Raw genomic sequence first — 18,107 nt, 5'->3', positions numbered from 1 at the left:
TTTGTAAGAACAAAAACATTAAATTCCATAAGTTTAAGGCTAAAAAGACAACGACCTTATTTCTTAAAGTTGTAATTGACATACAAATATTCCTATGTGCTTTTTTCATAAGTCAGTTAACACTATCTAATTTTTTATATTATTATATATTTCGATGTTTTTCTCTTATTCTTTAGTGATTGTGTTTATATTGTTTTACGTTTTCATTGCTTTTCCTTCTCATATTCATATATAATACAAAAAAAAGAAGCATAATCATATGCTTCATAAAAAAACCTTTTTCATATTGTTTTTTTTAGCAAAGCTCTTATATCAGCTTTTTTTTATATATTTGTATATATATCTAACTATTAAAAATATAATTGATAAAACAAGCAAATAAGGTATGAGTATAGAAATAGTTAAAATTAAACTTTTACCAAAATCCACTACAGATTTCGCCGAGGAAACAAAGCCATTTACAATTTTTCCGACAAAAGACACAGGATTTTCTTTGATTTTATGAACTTCTACTAACTCTATATTTAGTGTGCAAAAATCAATTAAATTATCCCATTTTTTAAGGTTTCCTGTTAAACCTTCAATTTCATATCTAACTGTACTTAATTCTTTTTCTAATACTATTATATCTTTAAGTTCACCAGTTTTCTTTAAAAGTTCTAGTAACCTTTCCTCTTGAATAGTTAATGATTTTAAATGTGCCTGTGTATCGAAATATGCAGAAGTTACATCCTCCGTTGAAATCTGTTTGTTTGTAATGCTTCCTAAATTACCAATCTGTAATATAAAAGCATCAAATTCCGTCTTAGGCACCCTTAATATAAACACACCCTTCCTGCTTTGCTCCGATAACTTTGCCTCAATACTTGTACCTGATATATTGGAACTTTGTACATATCCTCCCATACTATTAGTTTTACTTAAAATCTGCTTTACCGCGACATCAAAGCTTAGTGTTTCCATCTGTATTATTCCATTCCTTATTATCTTACCTTGGCCCACTAAAGAAGCTTTCAAATTAGTCTTTGAATCAGTCCCTGACTTACCCTCATCTTTTGCAACACCAGTACTACCATCACTTAACCCACCATTCCCCTTTGAAACTTCTATACTAGATTTACTTTCATTATTACTAGATGCCTTTTTAGAACCACACCCCCCAGTTGCAAAGCTAATCATTATCATTAACATTAGTATTACTGCTATACTTTTAAATTTCTTTTTCACAAAATCTCCCCCTTTTTAATTATGAATAATATTAAAACTATAAAATTACACTATGTATCGATATATACGTAAGTTTTTTATAAAAATCCCTGCTTTCAGAAAACTTATATAATAATTTTATTAAAGAAATTATTTTTGATAATAAAAGAGAGTTCATAAAGCAGTAATACAGCTTTAGAACTCTCTTTTATTCTAATCTCTCTTTTCCATATGATCAAAAACTATTTTTGCACTTTCTTCATGACCATGTTTAATATTTTTTTTCTTGAAGTTATTATCTTGATTTTTATTATTCTTAGTTGTTTTCATTTTACTATCCATATACACTTCTCCTATCTCGCTATTTTATTTAATAAGCGTTCGCTTTTTTATGTTTATTATTATTTGAATAGCTATATACTATTTTCATCAATTTCTTAGAAAATATACATAATTTCTATTAGCCTTATGGTTCATTTTATAATTTCATCGTAAACAAAGAAAGCACTATGCTGTAATTACAGTATAGTGCTTTGCATATTATATATATTGTATAACTTTACATTTATATAACTAAATCTTCTTTACTACTTTTTACAATATTTTTCTTTAATCTAACATCAGGTTCAGATGGTAATTTAAATAATGGTATGAATCTATCTAACCCTGTTATAGTAAGTAGTAATAATGAACCTACTGCTACCATAGCCATAAAGTTATATCTTATTATGTCCATAGCTACAAACTTGTGAAGTGGATAAACTGCTGAGGCTATACCCACATAGAAAACTATGTATACATGCCATGGAATAAGCTGCGATCCAAATACTCCAAGTGCATCCCCGAAAGTAGCATTTCTTAAACGTAATGTATACATATCCTCTTCGCTACCCTCTACGTTATCTTCAAGTAAGGTTCTAATTATCGGCCCAATTGTTACTATTTGCGCCATTTCATCTGCCAATGCAGCATTTCCTGCAATTGACAATACACCATTCCAAAACATAAGTTCGCGTACATTTCTTGAAATATGCGAAATGAATCTTGATAATGGAGCAAATGCATCCATTTTACTCATGATTCCTCCAAAAGCACCAACCCACATCATCATAACAATAACCCCTGAACCCGCACCTTCAAATCCTGATTTCATTAATTGTAGGAATTTAGGTACAGATTCAATTGTTCCTGCTACGAGTCCAAGCACTAGAGATGTTACTATTCCAAGTCCTAAACATGCAAGAGTTGGAAGTCCCTTAATTGCTACTGCAAGTACAACTAATAATGGAATTATCATATACATAGGAACTCCTGTTTTAACTTGATTTAAAAGTTCGACCGCAGAAGGTTTAGCTTTTTCAAGTGATGCCCATACATCTTTTGGAATTTTATCTATTGCATCTGCTGCATTACAAATAACTGTTGGAAGTCCCATTCCCACGCTTACAGCGTAGAAAATGATTGCAGTTATTGTTAAACATATGAGAGACCATCCTCCTTGATGCTTTATTCTATGAATAACTTCAACCTTTTGGATACCTGAACTTACTACGGTGGTGTCAGAAATAAGTCCTATATTATCTCCAAAGCAAGCTCCACCAGCGATTGCTGCTGTAGTAAGTAATATATTACCTCCTACTATATGGTTTAACCATAGAAAAATTGGAGCACAGGCTGCAAAAGTTCCCCATGAAGTACCAGTTGCAACTGAAAGTACTGCTGTTACCATAAATCCTGTTACAGCTACAGTTCTAGCTGTTAATCCAAGAGTTAATGAAAAACTAATAATTGATGCCCCAACTCCTGTTGCCATAAAAGCCTCTGCCATTGCATAAGCTGCCATTAATATGAAGAAAACCAATTGCATTTCCTTTACATTATCCACAGCTGCATCAACTATGTCATTAAATTTAAACCTACATGTTAATGATGCTATTATAGCTCCGTAAATAGTTGCAATCGGTGCTGCAAGCAGTGCGTTCATTCCAGATATCATAAGACCTGCCATTACGAATACTGGTGATATTTTTAATAATGCAATCATATATAAGCCCCCATCCGACTTTGATTTCGTTTACATGAAGTTAATTCTCTTAACCCACCTAAACGTTTTTTATTACATGCAACATTATATACTATATTTTCTCAAAATTCAATTATTTTCACTGTTAATTGATAAAAATTAGTCATACTTTTGTCCATTTTTACATTTTCAACTTATATAATTGCAATAATATACATTTATTGCAATTATATTTTTGTTGACTATTTTTTAAATATACCAAAAGGTTGTCCAATTGGTAAAAATCGCTTGCCAAAATGAGCATTTAAAACTGCCGCTGCAGAACCATAAAAAGAAACTAGCGCAATTAAGAGTTCAGAATACGCTGCCAGGCTATGTGAAAATTTAGGCATAATTCCAAAAGTACTAAGCGATAATCCTATAAATAGAAAATCAATTAAAACAAAAATTGTAAATAGTACCTTATGTGTCTCTGTAGCACCTATTGTCATAAACAATGAGAATATCAAATATCCTACATAAGCAAACCCTAATTGTTTTGGATCCACAGTTGATGCCAAAGCTTGACCAAATACACCTGCTTTAATTAACCATGTGGCCGCAACTCCCATCCAAAAGAATGCAAAACCTCCAAAAGCTGTTGCTCCAAACACATTGTTACGTTTTGAATCATTTATACATGCAAATAGTTGAGCAAATCCTCCTAAGAATATAGCCCATGGAAGTATAAAAGATGTACCTTCTGTAAGTCCAAGTTTTTGCGAAGATGCTACAAGCGTTACCATGGCAAGTCCGAATAACCCTAATGCTGATGGATCTGCATTTGTTATTTTTACATTTTGTGTTTCGTTTGTAAGCATAATATTGCCTCCTTTTTATTTCCCTTAAAATAATAATTCCTATAAAAAAATAACAGAAAAAATTTACCTTGTCAATTGTTTTGTAGTGTTTTGTAAGTTTATTCTTTTTAATGTTAAATCGCAGAGTGCAAATTAATTTTTGCTACCTTATGTTATAATTCATTTATAGAAATTCTTTTATATAATTTGTTTAAGCTTTACATAAAAGAATATAATTATATAGTATAAACAAATATATTGAAAATTAAGAGGTATAAAATGAACTTTACTAAACTCCGTAAAATCACTGGATATATGTATGAACTACATCGTAGAAACTTTAAGTCTTACTTTAAGCCTATGCTTATTCCCTCCTATGAACCTTTAGTAACAGATTCTGTCCATTGGGTAGGGCATGCTACTGTACTTATTAATTTAAATGGAGTGATTATAGTAACTGACCCTGTGACCTCAATAAATCTTGGTCAAATAAGACGATTAATAAAACCATCCTTAAACTTATCTTCAATTAATATTGATTATATACTGCTATCCCATGGTCATATGGACCACATGAATTATTCAACTCTAATGAAACTAAATAAAAACGCAGTAGTTATTGCTCCTAAGAACTTAGATTTTCCTTTAAAAATTTTAGGATTTAAAAATAGAATACTTCTAAACCCAGATGAGGACTATAGTGGGAGCGGCATAAAAATAAGGGCTTTAAGAGCAAATCATGATGGTAGGAGATATCCTTGGGGCACTGCAGCTGATAGCAATTCTTATATAATTGAGAATAGCACAAAAAAGATTTTTTTCGCTGGGGATACAGCCTATACTGATGTATATAAAAATTTAATGGCAGATGTTGCTATTATGCCTGTAGGATGTTATAAACCTGACGAGTTTCAAGAAATGCATTGTTCTCCTGAGCAAAGCTTTAAAATGTTTAAAATGACAAATTCTAAACTAATGATTCCAATTCATTATAAAACCTATATTTTGGCTCAAGACGATGATAATGTTACCTGCGATACACTAGAAAGAATAAATGACGGAAGCATAAAAATTATCGATATCGGTCAAACTGTAAAATTATAAAATTCAAATAAAATAAGCAGCTGTCCTAGGACTTTTAGATAGTTCTAGGACATTTGCTTTTAAATAAATCTTGGATTTCTTTTTAACTCATCTGATATAGAAATAATGCTTCTATATATACCCCGGTTTGCAACTAGTTTTACAAAAAATAATATCAAAAGATAAAATCATGTGGTTAAAACTTTTGAACATTAATAGCTTGGGGTCCTTTAGGTGCATCAATTACATCAAATTGTACTTCTTCGCCCTCATGCAAATCCTTTCTTGGTCCTTGTTCCTTTATCGCCAAATGGTGAACAAATACATCCTCGCCTTCTTGAGCTGATATAAATCCATACCCTCTTTCAGCATCATACCACTTCACTACACCTGTTTTCATATAATTTCCTCCTTGTCCTTCTCTGAAATATAAAGGATTTAGTGTTTAAATATAGTATTAGCTATAAATGTCTAACTAATACTTTTAAATATGCATAAATTCTATATATAAACAATATAATTATGAATAGTGATTTAAAGAAGTGAATTACATGAAAAAACACAAGGCATTATTTGGTATTCTCTTGATTCTCTTAGGTTCAGTACTTCTAGCTGATCAAATATGCGACATTGACTTTTTTAGTTTTTCAAACTTTTGGCCTCTTTTTATTCTAATTCCAGGTATTTTGTTAGAAATAAGTTTTTTCTCACTAAAAAAGGAACCTGCTATATTAGTTCTTGCTGGAATCTTAACCACTACAGGTTTATTATTTGTTTTTGAAACTTCAACAAACTGGAAATACTCCACTGAAACTTGGCCCATTTATACACTAGGCCTTGCTATTGGTTTGTTTCAGTATTATTTATTTTCCAAAAAAAACAATACCTTACTATTTTTTATATTTTTGCTAGCCTTTATATCTGTATTTTCTTTTGCAGTAAATTTTTTAGGAAACAATTATACTTGGCTTACTTATGGACTATTATTTCCTTGCACAATTATTGTACTAGGCATCTATGTGTTTTTAAAAAACATATTTAAGTAAAAAAAAATCATATAAAAAAAATAATCCTAGCAAAATAAAATTTTGCTAGGATTATTTATATCCATCATTTAAAATATACTATTTTATATTAGACTTAAAATATTTGGCTAGGATGGCAGGATTCGAACCTGCGAATGCCAGAGTCAGAGTCTAGTGCCTTACCACTTGGCTACACCCCAATAAAAAAATAAATAAATAGTGACTCCTAGGCAAATTGAACCCTCGAGTCGTTAAATTACTTTTTTACAACTTCCTGTAATTTACTATAACATAGATTCACTATCTTTGCAAGCCTATATCATTTTATAATATTCTAAAGTAAAAATCTCTTATATTCCCCTATCTCCCACTCAAAACTTTGCTGTTGTAAATTTACAAGTTTACTAAACAATCCATTTTGCCTAAGCAATAGATCTTATAATTTTCCTCATCATAATTAATTTCTAGTGTCTTCATTATTGTATTCACTTTTTCAGCATCCTGTTTTCTCGTTCCTAAAAAGAGTTCTTTTTCTACACTTTATGTAAATAAGATTTACATCCTGCATTACAAAAATAAATAGCAGTAAAAATACCTATTACTATTTTATTGCTACTCTTAAAAGATTATTATGCTCCAAAACGTTATTGCATTTTCTTTGGATATTCCCTTGGAGTCATTCTAAAGGCAATGAAATATTGTATTATGTTCATAAATAGTTTATACTATAATTGATTTGATATTGATTATCATTATCTTATTAAATAGGAAGGTGGAACATTATGAGTGAAATTGCAAAAAGATTAAATCAATGTAAAAAACCAACTGGTGTGTTAGGAAAAGTTATAGCAGAAGGCATGAATATAGGACACTTTGAATTGACTAGTTGGGGATTAGAAAAAATAAATATTAAAAACAAGGATGTTATACTTGATATAGGTTGTGGTGGTGGTAGAACAATAAATAGAATGGCATCAATAGCAACCGAGGGCAAAATTTTCGGTATAGATTATTCATTAGATTGTGTAAAATGGTCAAAAGATTATAATACACAATTTGTAAAAACCAACAGAGTTGAAATTTTACATGCTAGTGTAGAAAAAATCCCATTTGAAAATAATAAATTTGATGTTATATCAGCAGTAGAAACTATTTATTTCTGGCCTAATCTTATTGAAAGTTTTAAAGAGGTTAAAAGAATATTAAAGCCATCAGGAAAATTTATTATAATATGTGAAATGTATTCTAGTGAAAACTTTAAAGAAAGAAATGATAAATTGATTGCACTATCAGATATGAAAATACATACTCCTAAAGAATTAAAAGAATTATTAGAAAAAGCTGGGTTCAATAATATAACAATAGACTTAATGGAAGAAAGAAATTGGTTATGCTGTATATGCGAAAAGTAGAGCTATTATCCATATAAGTCAATAATACGAACATCCTTCGTTATTCAGATATTTAACGTACTTTTAAATATCCACTATGTTAACCTTAAAAGCAAAAATATGCGATTATTTACTCATCGCCATTTTTGCTTTTTATGGGTAGATTTTAAAGCTTCTTAGCTTGTTCATTTTTATCCCAAACCTCGCAGTAATTATCTTTCGCTATGCAATACTCCATCCTTGATATCTAGGTTTACATTTTAGATAATATTATTCTTCCCGTCATAAGTAAATCTAAGGTTTATTTTGATAACTTCCATCCAATTGCCTTTTGGCGAATACCTATAAAATCCGCATAGATGCCTGGTTTCTTAATTAATTGAGTATGTGTGCCACTTTGCACAATTCTTCCATTGTGTATTACTATAATCTGATTTGCTGCTCTGACTGTTTTCAGTCTATGGGCAATCATAATAATTGTCTTATTTTTGGTAAGTTCTTCAATAGCTAATTGTAACTGTCTTTCATTTCTTGGATGGTAAATTTTAAGTGTTGATTAGTATTCAAACAATTTCTTTTTACATATTATCGAGTTCAAGAACTTTTTTATCTCCCTCAGAAGAGAAACATAACAGATATTTTTGAATACAGATTTAAATATTTAAGGCCAGTTCAGTATGATTGAGTAGATTTTTCATATCATTTCCTTAATATTTTTAAAAAAGATAGTAATAATTTTAAAAAATCCCTAACTTAAATATATTATAATGTAGTTGATAACGATAATCAATATCAAAGAAATTAAAATAGTTCTTTATCATCATGAATACAGTAAGAAAATTTTTATAGCTTAAAAACACTTAATTCTAAAAGGTGTTGATATTTATAGAACAATAGGAATATAAATGAGGAGGAAATTAATTTGAAAAATGTAGTAATTATTTATTGGAGTGGAACAGGAAATACTGAGGCTATGGCAGAAGGGATTATGGAAGGCGCAAAAAATGAAGATTCAAACGTTAGATTACTTAATGTGGGTGACGCAAAAGTAGAGGACGTAATAAATGCAAATGTAATAGCTTTCGGATGCCCATCTATGGGCGCAGAGCAGCTTGAGGAATCAGAAATGGAACCGTTTATTGAGTCAATTGCTAGTGTAGTAAGTGGCAAAAATATTGTTTTATTTGGTTCTTATGGATGGGGCAATGGAGAATGGATGACTGATTGGCAAGAAAGAATGGAAAAATACGGTGCGAATGTTATAGTAGATGGACTTATAATTAATAACGATGCTGACAAAGAAGGTATTGAAAAATGTAAGGAAATAGGTGCGTTGTTATCCACAAAATAAAAATATTTTTAATAAAAAATCGATAGTGTTAATACTATCGTGAAATTAATGGAGGGTGTTTTGTGGGAATAGTAGAATTATTTAGAATATTTATATTCAATAATAATACGTAATGCATGTCCAACTATCAAAAAGCATAAGACATCCTCTTTAATTAATTTTAGTAATAGTAATAGAAACTCAAATAACATATGGGAAAGATATAAAAATGAAATTAAATCTAGCATCATGAACTTAATGATGAAAGGGATGAAACCAACCGACCTATTAAATAAAGACCAAAGCCTAGCATATGAATAATAAAAATGAATATCATAATATGTATAAAAGGAAGTGAAACTATGGGAATATTACTCATAGGTGGAGATAATCTTGGCAGTATTACTAAAAATCTAATGAAGAATGGATTCAACGACATAGAACATATAACTGGTAGAAAAAATGATGCTAAAAATTTCAGAATACCTCGAAATATAGATTTAGTAATGATTCTGGTAGACTTTGTAGGTCACCAATTAACAACGGTTGTTAAAGAAGAATCAAGGAAAGCTAATGTAAAAGTTGCATTCTCTAAACGTTCATGGACACACATGGAAAAAGAAATACAAAAGTACATTAAGGAGATAGAGGTTTAATAAAAAATGATTAATAAAAATAAAGACATTGAATATATTGGAAACCAATTGATACGTGAAGGATATAAACATACTTACCAAAGATATCTAATAATAAAGGTGATTTTTGAAAATGATATGCTTATGAATGTTAATGAAATTTATAGTAAAGTCAAAAACGAAAACATAGGTGTTAGCACCATCTATAGGAATATTATAATTTTAGAAGAAGCTGGTATTTTAAAAAGGATAAATATCGCTAATACTAACTATTACACGTTAGAGAAAATAGGTAACAATAAGTTTCACATACATGCTGAATGTATTAAATGTAATAAAATAATAGATATAAGCGAAGGCGAAATATCAGAAATTTCAAATGTTTTAATAAAAGAATTAAATAAAAAACAAAAAATTACAGTTATAAGTACTAGTGTTGTATTATCCGGAATTTGCGAAGAATGTAAGCTGAAACTCTAAATTCAATGTTGAATATTTTCACCTTATTTATGAGCAAAAACATAATTTAACTATTTACTTTCGCTAAAGCATTAAATTTACATACATTTACACATGCCCCGCCTCCTATATACCAAATATTCCTTCGTTATCTTTTATAACCATCGACGTGCATACGCTTCATGGCAATACCCCTCCTTGTCCAATAATAAAAGCATGACAAACTTTTTTATCTTGCATAAGTTCGTTTTTTATAATAGTAAGTAATTCTAATTCCATTAAATTCAAATAAAGATTTCTCCCCCTTTCCACCACTTCAATAAATTTCATAGTTTGCTTCCTGTTTTATAGGACATAAGCGATTAGTTTAAAAGACTCATTCTACATTCACCCCCATATATAATATGCGGCTAAAAAGCCGCATATTTGTTATTTTATTTCACCAACTTTTATAACTCTCATAGAATTTAATACTGCAATTACAGTAACCCCAACATCTGCGAAAACTGCTTCCCATATTGTTGCTATTCCAATGGCTGCAAGTGCTAAGAATATAAGTTTAACTCCCATTGCAAAAACTATATTCTGCCAAACAATTCTTCTTGTTCTTTTTGCTATTTTAATTGCGGAAACTATTTTTGATGGTTCATCAGTCATTATAACAATATCTGCTGCTTCAATGGCAGCATCTGAGCCTAATCCTCCCATAGCAATTCCTATATCTGCCCTTGCGAGAACTGGTGCATCATTTATACCATCACCAACAAAAATCAGGTTTCCTTTTGATCTTTTTTCTTTGTCAAGCATCTCCAATTTCTCAACCTTTTGAACTGGAAGTAGTTCCGCATAGAATTCATCAAGTCCCAATTGCTCTGAAATTTTACTTGCTATTGACTTATTATCACCAGTAAGCATTACAGTCTTTTTAACACCAATCTGCTTTAATCCTTTTATGGCCTCTCTAGAATCTTCTTTTAGTTCGTCTGATATAATGATATATCCAGCATATTTTTTATCAATAGCCACATGAACTACGGTTCCAGCCACCTCAACATATTTGAAAACAATATTTTCTTTATTCATTAGTTTTATATTACCTGCTAAAACTTCTTTTCCTTTAACATTTACCTTTATACCGTGACCTGATATTTCATCATAGTTTTCGATTTCATTTTTGTTAACTTCTTTGCCATAATCTTTTATTATTGAAGCTGCAATTGGATGATTAGAATAACTTTCAGCATATGCAGTATATTCTAATAAGTCATCTTTAACAAAACTGTTTTGTGCATTTATTTCAGTAACCTTGAATACTCCTTTTGTTAGTGTACCAGTCTTGTCAAATACTACTATGTCAACATTATTAAGTGCTTCAAGATAGTTACTACCTTTAATTAATATACCGTTCTTTGATGCTGCACCAATACCCCCAAAGAATCCAAGTGGGATTGAAATAACCAATGCACATGGACAAGATATAACTAGAAATGCTAATGCTCTATATATGGATTCTGAAAACGTGATACCTTGCATTACTAAAGGCGGAATAACTGCCAATAAAACTGCAACGATAACTACTCCTGGAGTATAATATCTTGCGAACTTTGTTATAAACTTCTCTGTTGGTGCCTTCTTACTACTTGCATTTTGAACTAACTCCAATATCTTTGTAACAGTAGACTCTCCAAATTCCTTTGTAACTTCTATTGTTAAAAGCCCGTTCTTATTGATAGATCCGCTTAAAACTTCATTTGGGGCTTCTACGCTACGTGGTACGGATTCACCTGTTAATGCAGAGGTATCAATCATTGATTTACCTTCCACTACCTTACCGTCAAGTGGAACTTTTTCCCCTGGTTTAACTACAATGAGGTCTCCTACTTTAACATCACCCGGAGATACTCGTTGTAAATCATTTCCTACCTTTAAGTTAGCATAATCAGGTCTTATATCCATAAGAGCAGAAATAGATTTTCTTGAATTATTTACTGCTATACCCTGAATGAATTCTCCAACTTGATAGAACAACATTACTGCTACACCTTCTGGAAACTGTTTAATAGAAAATGCACCAATAGTCGCTATACTCATTAAGAAGTTTTCATCAAAAACTTCACCTCTTAAAATGTTCCTAAATGCTCTTAATAACACTTCTCCACCAACTAAAATATAACTGATGAAAAACAAAGTAAATTCAATTGTAGTAGAAAATTTAAATACCATAGCAGCACCAAAAATTGCAGCACCAATGCTTAATCTTATAAGTTCTTTTCTATTCTTCTCTCCTTCGCCAGGACTATTATCAACTTGTTCTTTCTTTTCATCCTCTGTTACGACTTTTACATCTGGTTCAATCTTTTTAACAATAACCCTCACTTCTTCAATGATGCTAGGTAATTCATCTTTGTTATTAACTTCTATAAATAATCTCTTTGAAACAAAATCTACTGAGGCTGATTTTACGCCACTAATATCTTGTACATTTGTTTCAATCTTTACTGCACAATTAGCACAGCAAAGCCCCATTAAAGTCACTACTTTCTTTTCAGCCTTTTGAATAATCTTTTCACGTACAACAACATCCGGTTCAATCTTTTTAACAATAACCTTTACTTCTTCAATGATGCCAGGTAATCCATCTTTGCTATTAACTTCTAAAAATAATTTCTTTGAAACGAAATCTACTGAGGCTGATTTCACTCCACTAATATTTTTTACCTTTGTTTCAATCTTTACTGTACAATTTGCACAATCTAAACCATCCAAGATAAGTTCTGTTTTTATATTTGAGCTCATTTGCACCACTCCCGAATAAATTATTTTATTTTTCATTAATGTGTTGTAATCCCTAATTAAATATTTGTTTAATATGGTCATCATCTAATGAATAGTAGACAACTTTACCTTCTTTTCGTGGTTTAATTAACTTTGATTGCCTTAACCCTTTTAACTGGTGTGATATGGACGATTGACTATATCCTCATGTATTATTGTACAATTGCAACTTTCTATATTATCAAAAGTTTTTTCCATTGTATCACCTATCCTCTCCGTTACTATATGTATTCATATGTTCATATGTTTGTATGTTCATACATAGTATATTACCAAATTTTTTTTAAGTCAAGTTATTCCCGCAGGAAAAAATAAAGCCATAGTTATTATTTGTATGAAAAATCATAATCACACCTTGCAACTAATTAAATTAAAAGCCTACTTAAACCAAATAGTTAAGCCACGCTCTCATAACCTTATTGATTTAATCCTTGCCTTCGCCACCCAAAAAAAAAGAATGTAGCTAGATTTATTTACACAAATCTAGCTACATTCTCTTTTTCATACCGTCTTTATATTACTATTATATTGCCAAAAGTTTATGCATTTCACACCATAGGAGCTATAATTACAGCCACATTATTGTTTTGTTAAAATAAAATAGAATTTAACTCCCATTTCTGTATTTTCCACTCCGCAGCTACCACCATGAAGTAAGATTATATTTTTAACTATGGAAAGACCTAGACCTGTGCCTCCAAGTTTTCTAGTCCTTGATTTATCGATTTTGTAGAAATTATCCCATATCTTACTCGTTTCTGAAAGATCAATTTTGTTTCCACTATTTTCTACTTCAACACAAATAGTATCTTCTCTATTTATCATGGTTACTGTTATAGAGCCACCCTCCTGCGTATGTCTTATTGCATTGGTCATATAATTTGTTATTACCTGTTCTATTCTGTTCCAATCTGCATTGACTTTTATATCTTCAATAAAACTTAATTCTAGTTTAATTTGTTTTTCATTAAATAGGGAGGAAAATTTCTTAGTAACTGATTTTACTAGTTCATGAAGAGTGAATTCCTCTTTAGTCAATTTAAAATTTCCTGATTCTAATTGAGATAAATCCAACATATCTGATACTAAACTGTTCATTTTCCTAGATTCATCCATAATTACATCAATGAAATATTGTTTTTCTTCCCCTTCTAAAACATCATCATTTAAAGCTAATGTATACCCTTCTATAAGGGTAATAGGTGTTTTAAGCTCATGAGAAACCGCTGCTACAAAGTCTTTTCTCATCTCTGTTAATTTTTTTTCTTTTTCAATATCTTTTTCTAATTGTGTATTAGCATCTGTAAGTGAGGTTAATGCTTCATTTAAATTCTCTGATAGAAGATTAAGTGAAGTAGCTAAAGCACCTATTTCATCTTCACTTTTAACCTCACATTTTTCTGTAAAATCAAGCTTTGCCATTTTAGAAGCCGTTTTGGTTATTTTTATAAGTGGCTTTGCAATCATGTTTGAGTAAAAGAAAGAAAGAAGTAAAATTGTAATTAGAGCACCTATATAAAAATACAAATAAAATTCCTTTATAACTTGGACTGCTTCATTTACTGGCTGTAGTGAAGAAAAAACACACACAGTTTCATCTTTCTTTTCATCATATAATATACCTGCTACACTTTTAGGCATATCGGGGTTTTGCTGCGTAATAAAAATAAAGGGTTTTCCCTCATCTTTAAATTTAGTAATACCACCCTGATTTTCTATTTCAGATGACATTATTTGGTTCATGATTCTAACTTTTATGGAGTCTTTTCTTACATCAGCTGTTTTTGCAAGATATTTCAAATTTCCTAATCTATCTCGTATAATTATTTTATAATTATTCGCTTCTTCAAAAGAACTAATTAGGTTAACCTCATCTTCATTTTTTTGGAGCAGACTATATTGACTTTTGAATTTAACAAGGTTAATTTCAAGATTGTCTATTTTCCATTTTTTATAAAACTGTTCAAAAAACTGGGACTGAACTATCAAATTAGTAGTTATGAAAATCACAAAAACTATAGAGGTTATGGCGAAAAGCTTTCTAGTAATGCTCTTTTTACTTTTCATTCTTCACCTCGAATTTATATCCAGCACCTCTTATAGTTGCTATAAGGTAAGATTTTTCACCTAGCTTTTCTCTTAATCTTTTTATAACAGTATCAACTGTTCTTAAATCTCCAAAGTAGTCAATACCCCATAGCGCATCTAATATTTTTTCTCTACTTAATACAATTCTTTTATTAAGTATAAAGTAATTCAGTAGTTCAAATTCCTTTGGGGATAAATTAATCTCAATATTGTCTACAGAAACCTCATGGCTTAAATTATCAACTACAAGGCCATCAAAGCTATCTTCTTCATTAAGAATAACCTCAGTACTATGAGTCCGTCTAATAATCGCTTTTACTTTAGCAACTAATAGCTTTGGAACAAAAGGCTTAGTGATATAATGATCTGTGCCGAGTTCAAACCCTAATAATTCATCATCTTCTTCAGACTTGGCTGTGAGCATTATAACAGGAATATTGGAGGTTTTCCTTATTTCCTTGCAGACGTCCCAACCATCCATAATAGGCATCATTACATCTAAAATAATCAAATCCACTTTATTTTTATTGAATATATCTACAGCTTCACTGCCATTTTCAGCTTGTAAAATAGTATATTTCTCTTTTCTTAAATAAATTGAAACAAGATTTCTAATTCTTTCTTCATCATCTACTATTAAAATGGTTTCATTCATATAATTTTTCTCCTTTATTAAAAGCTTTTCACAAATCAGCTCTATCTCTAAATTTAAATGTTAATTTCTAACTCTATTTTATATTATATAATAATACCACCAATAATCATAATTTTTTATATTTTACTAATACAAAAATTTCCTCTGCAAAAGGGAGGCACAGAGGAATTACAAATTAGTATATTAAATTTAATCATTTTATTAGCATGCTAATGAATTTATCCTTTATCTATATAATAAAGGTACATCATGGCAGTTAAATGGCAAATTTGTTAACAGCTTATGAATAAGAATAATTTATGGTTTAATTACAAAAGCTGGAGTGCCAATTTCTTTTATTACAAACTTTATTCTAGCACCACCTTTCTTTCTGTTTTCTGCTATAATCCATCCATTATGTTTTTCAACCAATGTTTTCACAATAAACATTCCTAATCCTGTATGCCCTTTTTCCCTAGAACGAGAAGCATCTCCTTTATAAAACTTTTGAAATACATAAGGCAAATCCTTTTCTTCAAAACCTTCACCTTCATCCTCTATGGTGAAACTCATAATTGTAGAAGTTATTTTAACAATCATTTTTATACTTTTTCCCTCGGGAGTATATCTTAATGCATTGGAAATTATATTATCTAAAATCTGTTCTACCCTTTGAATATCTATAAAAACCTCAGTAGTTATTACTCTCTCATCTTCAATGCACAGCTTAAATTCAACATTCTTACAGTTTGATAAAATCACATAATCATCTACCTTGTTTTCTAAAAATTCAATAATATTAAGTTTTACCCCATTTAAATCAAAGTCCTGCCTTTCAATCTCTGCTGCAGTATTCATGTCACTTATTAACTTGCCCATTCTTTCTGTATTGGACTTTATGGTATTTAGATATTTTTCTAACCTAATAGGATTGTTAGTATTTCCGCAAAGAAGCACCTCCACATGTCCTTGTATAATAGCAATTGGTGTCTTTAAATCATGGGCTATGGCTTTTATCATTTCTTTTCTGTCCTCTTCCATAATCCATTGATTGTGAAGAGCTTCCTTCAAAGCATTTTTCATATCCTGGAATGAAGCCGCCAGTTTGCCTAGTTCATTATTACTCTTATAGATTATATCAAAATCTAAATCTTTCTCCTTTATTTTATTCGATGCAGCTATTATCTCTGCTATTGGAGTTTGAATTATATAAATGAGCTTTCTAGTTAAAATAAGAGTGAAAAAAATTATAAATATGAAGGGCGAAAATATCAAGAAAATTTGAAAAGCTAACACTAATGTCTCATGTTTTTTATCTGTTATACTTTCTTTGATATTATATTGAAGTGCAATAGTTCCATTTAAAATGCCTTCATTATCCATAATCGGTATGAATTTAATTTTACTAGCTCCGAATATAGAAAAACCTTTTTTTTTAAGATCTTCATATTCGTTAATAGAGTTAATAGAGTTAATTAAAGCTTTTCTATCTTTAATTAATTTTCCTTGTAAAGTTCCATATATAGCATTGCCTTGAATATCTATGACTTGATATTTAATACCATCACCAGGTATTATATTTTCCAATGCTATTTTACTTTTATAATTCAATAAACTGTATCCTTTACTATTTATAAATTTTTCAATATTTGGAATCTGTTGCTCATAATAATTAGCTTGTGCTATTATAGGCTTTTCACCAAAAAACATTACAAATACATATGTAGCAAATGTACCTAAAATACATATGACACTGAGAAAAATAATTAATATAAAGGTAGTGATGATTTGAACCTTAAGGGATGCCTTTTTAATCATTTGCATCTCTCCCATCTATAACCTACACCCCATACAGTTGATATATGGTTAAGCTGTGCATCTACCTTTATAAATTTAGCTCTTATCTTCTTTACATGTTCTGCTACTGTACTAGAATCACCTTCTGCATCATATCCCCATACTTTTCCATAAATTTGTTCTTTAGAAAATACTTGCCCTGAATGTATCGCAAGCAGTTCCACAATATCAAACTCTTTAGCTGTAAGTAAAATTATTTCTTCTCCGTAATACACTTTATGAGCATTAATATCTAAAGTAAGCTTTTCAAAACTTATTTTTGATTTATTATTTAATGGAACTCTTTTTTCACGTCTAAGATGAGCTTCAATTCTTGCTTTGAGCTCCTTTATGCTAAAAGGTTTTACTACATAATCATCTCCACCCACCCCAAGACCTTTAATTCTGTCACTTTCACTTTGCCTAGCACTTAAGAATATTATAGGGCAGGAAATGGCTTCCCTTATTTTCTTGCATACTTCAAACCCATCAAAATCAGGCATCATTATGTCTAGTAAAATAAGATCTAGCGCTTTCGTTGAAGCTAGTAAAGCTTCGCGACCATTATTAGCTGTGTAAACTTCATACCCTTCATCTTCTAGATAATCTTTAATAAAAGATACTATATCTTCTTCATCATCTACAATCAGTATTTTTTCTCTCATAATCATACACCTCTTGATATATTTTCAAACTAACATGTATTATACCATTACATAAACA

At 30.2% G+C, this 18,107-nt stretch carries 17 protein-coding genes, 1 tRNA gene and 2 pseudogenes; 6 read left to right on the top strand and 14 right to left on the bottom strand.

All coding sequences use genetic code 11. The features are described 5' to 3' along the window. Window positions 1-312 precede the first annotated feature (312 nt). The 4 genes from Ctaglu_RS11915 to Ctaglu_RS11905 form a co-directional block, all read right to left on the bottom strand. Window positions 313-1,227, bottom strand: coding sequence for a DUF4349 domain-containing protein (locus tag Ctaglu_RS11915; protein ID WP_125001864.1), 915 nt, complete (start codon window positions 1,225-1,227; stop codon window positions 313-315). A gap of 192 nt (window positions 1,228-1,419) precedes the next feature. Next, entirely contained in the window at window positions 1,420-1,548 is a 129-nt protein-coding gene (locus Ctaglu_RS26190) for a CPC_1213 family protein (RefSeq protein WP_258880982.1), read from the bottom strand. Between the two features lie 223 nt (window positions 1,549-1,771). Continuing rightward, window positions 1,772-3,250, bottom strand: a complete 1,479-nt coding sequence (locus Ctaglu_RS11910; RefSeq protein WP_125001861.1) for a Na+/H+ antiporter NhaC family protein — start codon at window positions 3,248-3,250, stop codon at window positions 1,772-1,774. Between the two features lie 221 nt (window positions 3,251-3,471). Continuing rightward, window positions 3,472-4,089, bottom strand: coding sequence for an acetate uptake transporter (locus Ctaglu_RS11905; RefSeq protein WP_125001858.1), 618 nt, complete (start codon window positions 4,087-4,089; stop codon window positions 3,472-3,474). A 258-nt stretch (window positions 4,090-4,347) separates the two neighbouring features. Here Ctaglu_RS11905 and Ctaglu_RS11900 point away from each other — a divergent pair, with 258 nt between their 5' ends. Beyond that, window positions 4,348-5,172, top strand: a complete 825-nt coding sequence (locus Ctaglu_RS11900; protein WP_125001855.1) for an MBL fold metallo-hydrolase — start codon at window positions 4,348-4,350, stop codon at window positions 5,170-5,172. 175 nt (window positions 5,173-5,347) lie between these two features. On the opposite strand, the gene Ctaglu_RS11895 is transcribed toward Ctaglu_RS11900, so the two are convergent. Further along, window positions 5,348-5,551: a cold-shock protein gene (locus Ctaglu_RS11895; RefSeq protein ID WP_125001852.1), complete on the bottom strand. Its 204-nt coding sequence runs from the start codon at window positions 5,549-5,551 to the stop codon at window positions 5,348-5,350. 151 nt (window positions 5,552-5,702) lie between these two features. Between Ctaglu_RS11895 and Ctaglu_RS11890 the strand changes: the two genes are divergently transcribed. Then, window positions 5,703-6,197: a LiaF transmembrane domain-containing protein gene (locus Ctaglu_RS11890; protein WP_125001848.1), complete on the top strand. Its 495-nt coding sequence runs from the start codon at window positions 5,703-5,705 to the stop codon at window positions 6,195-6,197. Window positions 6,198-6,301: 104 nt separating this feature from the next. Here the strand turns inward: Ctaglu_RS11890 and Ctaglu_RS11885 are convergent. After that, window positions 6,302-6,376 (bottom strand) — tRNA-Gln (locus Ctaglu_RS11885). Window positions 6,377-6,958: 582 nt separating this feature from the next. On the opposite strand from Ctaglu_RS11885, the gene Ctaglu_RS11880 reads away from it, so the two are divergent. Beyond that, window positions 6,959-7,588: a class I SAM-dependent methyltransferase gene (locus Ctaglu_RS11880; protein ID WP_125001845.1), complete on the top strand. Its 630-nt coding sequence runs from the start codon at window positions 6,959-6,961 to the stop codon at window positions 7,586-7,588. A 280-nt stretch (window positions 7,589-7,868) separates the two neighbouring features. Here the strand turns inward: Ctaglu_RS11880 and Ctaglu_RS25915 are convergent. After that, window positions 7,869-8,102 (bottom strand): annotated as a pseudogene (locus Ctaglu_RS25915) (ABC transporter ATP-binding protein); the annotation flags it as partial. A 387-nt stretch (window positions 8,103-8,489) separates the two neighbouring features. On the opposite strand from Ctaglu_RS25915, the gene Ctaglu_RS11870 reads away from it, so the two are divergent. The 3 genes from Ctaglu_RS11870 (at window position 8,490) to Ctaglu_RS11860 (ending at window position 10,012) form a co-directional block, all read left to right on the top strand. Continuing rightward, a complete protein-coding gene (locus Ctaglu_RS11870) occupies window positions 8,490-8,918 on the top strand; it encodes a flavodoxin (protein ID WP_125001842.1) in 429 nt (142 codons plus the stop codon). A gap of 341 nt (window positions 8,919-9,259) precedes the next feature. After that, window positions 9,260-9,553 carry a DUF2325 domain-containing protein gene (locus tag Ctaglu_RS11865; protein ID WP_125001886.1) on the top strand — a complete coding sequence of 98 codons (294 nt, stop codon included), beginning with the start codon at window positions 9,260-9,262 and terminating at the stop codon, window positions 9,551-9,553. Window positions 9,554-9,559: 6 nt separating this feature from the next. Beyond that, window positions 9,560-10,012: a Fur family transcriptional regulator gene (locus tag Ctaglu_RS11860; protein ID WP_125001839.1), complete on the top strand. Its 453-nt coding sequence runs from the start codon at window positions 9,560-9,562 to the stop codon at window positions 10,010-10,012. Between the two features lie 159 nt (window positions 10,013-10,171). On the opposite strand, the gene Ctaglu_RS25200 is transcribed toward Ctaglu_RS11860, so the two are convergent. The 7 genes and pseudogenes from Ctaglu_RS25200 to Ctaglu_RS11830 all read right to left on the bottom strand — a co-directional run bounded on the left by Ctaglu_RS25200 (window position 10,172) and on the right by Ctaglu_RS11830 (window position 18,049). Continuing rightward, window positions 10,172-10,321: a hypothetical protein gene (locus Ctaglu_RS25200; RefSeq protein ID WP_185732688.1), complete on the bottom strand. Its 150-nt coding sequence runs from the start codon at window positions 10,319-10,321 to the stop codon at window positions 10,172-10,174. 99 nt (window positions 10,322-10,420) lie between these two features. Then, window positions 10,421-12,787, bottom strand: coding sequence for a heavy metal translocating P-type ATPase (locus Ctaglu_RS11855; protein ID WP_125001836.1), 2,367 nt, complete (start codon window positions 12,785-12,787; stop codon window positions 10,421-10,423). Window positions 12,788-12,839: 52 nt separating this feature from the next. Further along, window positions 12,840-12,971 (bottom strand): annotated as a pseudogene (locus Ctaglu_RS25910) (ArsR/SmtB family transcription factor); the annotation flags it as partial. 434 nt (window positions 12,972-13,405) lie between these two features. Further along, on the bottom strand, window positions 13,406-14,893 hold the full coding sequence (locus tag Ctaglu_RS11845) for a HAMP domain-containing sensor histidine kinase (RefSeq protein ID WP_125001832.1): 1,488 nt from the start codon (window positions 14,891-14,893) through the stop codon (window positions 13,406-13,408). Next, window positions 14,883-15,569: a response regulator transcription factor gene (locus tag Ctaglu_RS11840; protein ID WP_125001829.1), complete on the bottom strand. Its 687-nt coding sequence runs from the start codon at window positions 15,567-15,569 to the stop codon at window positions 14,883-14,885. Before Ctaglu_RS11840 ends, Ctaglu_RS11845 begins: the two co-directional genes overlap by 11 nt. 297 nt (window positions 15,570-15,866) lie before the next feature. After that, complete coding sequence (locus tag Ctaglu_RS11835) at window positions 15,867-17,366, bottom strand: sensor histidine kinase (RefSeq protein WP_125001826.1); 1,500 nt, start codon at window positions 17,364-17,366, stop codon at window positions 15,867-15,869. Then, a complete protein-coding gene (locus Ctaglu_RS11830; protein WP_125001823.1) occupies window positions 17,363-18,049 on the bottom strand; it encodes a response regulator transcription factor in 687 nt (228 codons plus the stop codon). The genes Ctaglu_RS11835 and Ctaglu_RS11830 overlap by 4 nt, the downstream gene beginning before the upstream one ends. Between the last annotated feature and the right edge of the window lie 58 nt (window positions 18,050-18,107).

This window comes from Clostridium tagluense (assembly GCF_003865095.1).
GTDB classification, from domain to species: Bacteria; Bacillota; Clostridia; order Clostridiales; family Clostridiaceae; genus Clostridium_AD; species Clostridium_AD tagluense.
This window is presented reverse-complemented; position numbering and strand designations above follow the sequence as displayed.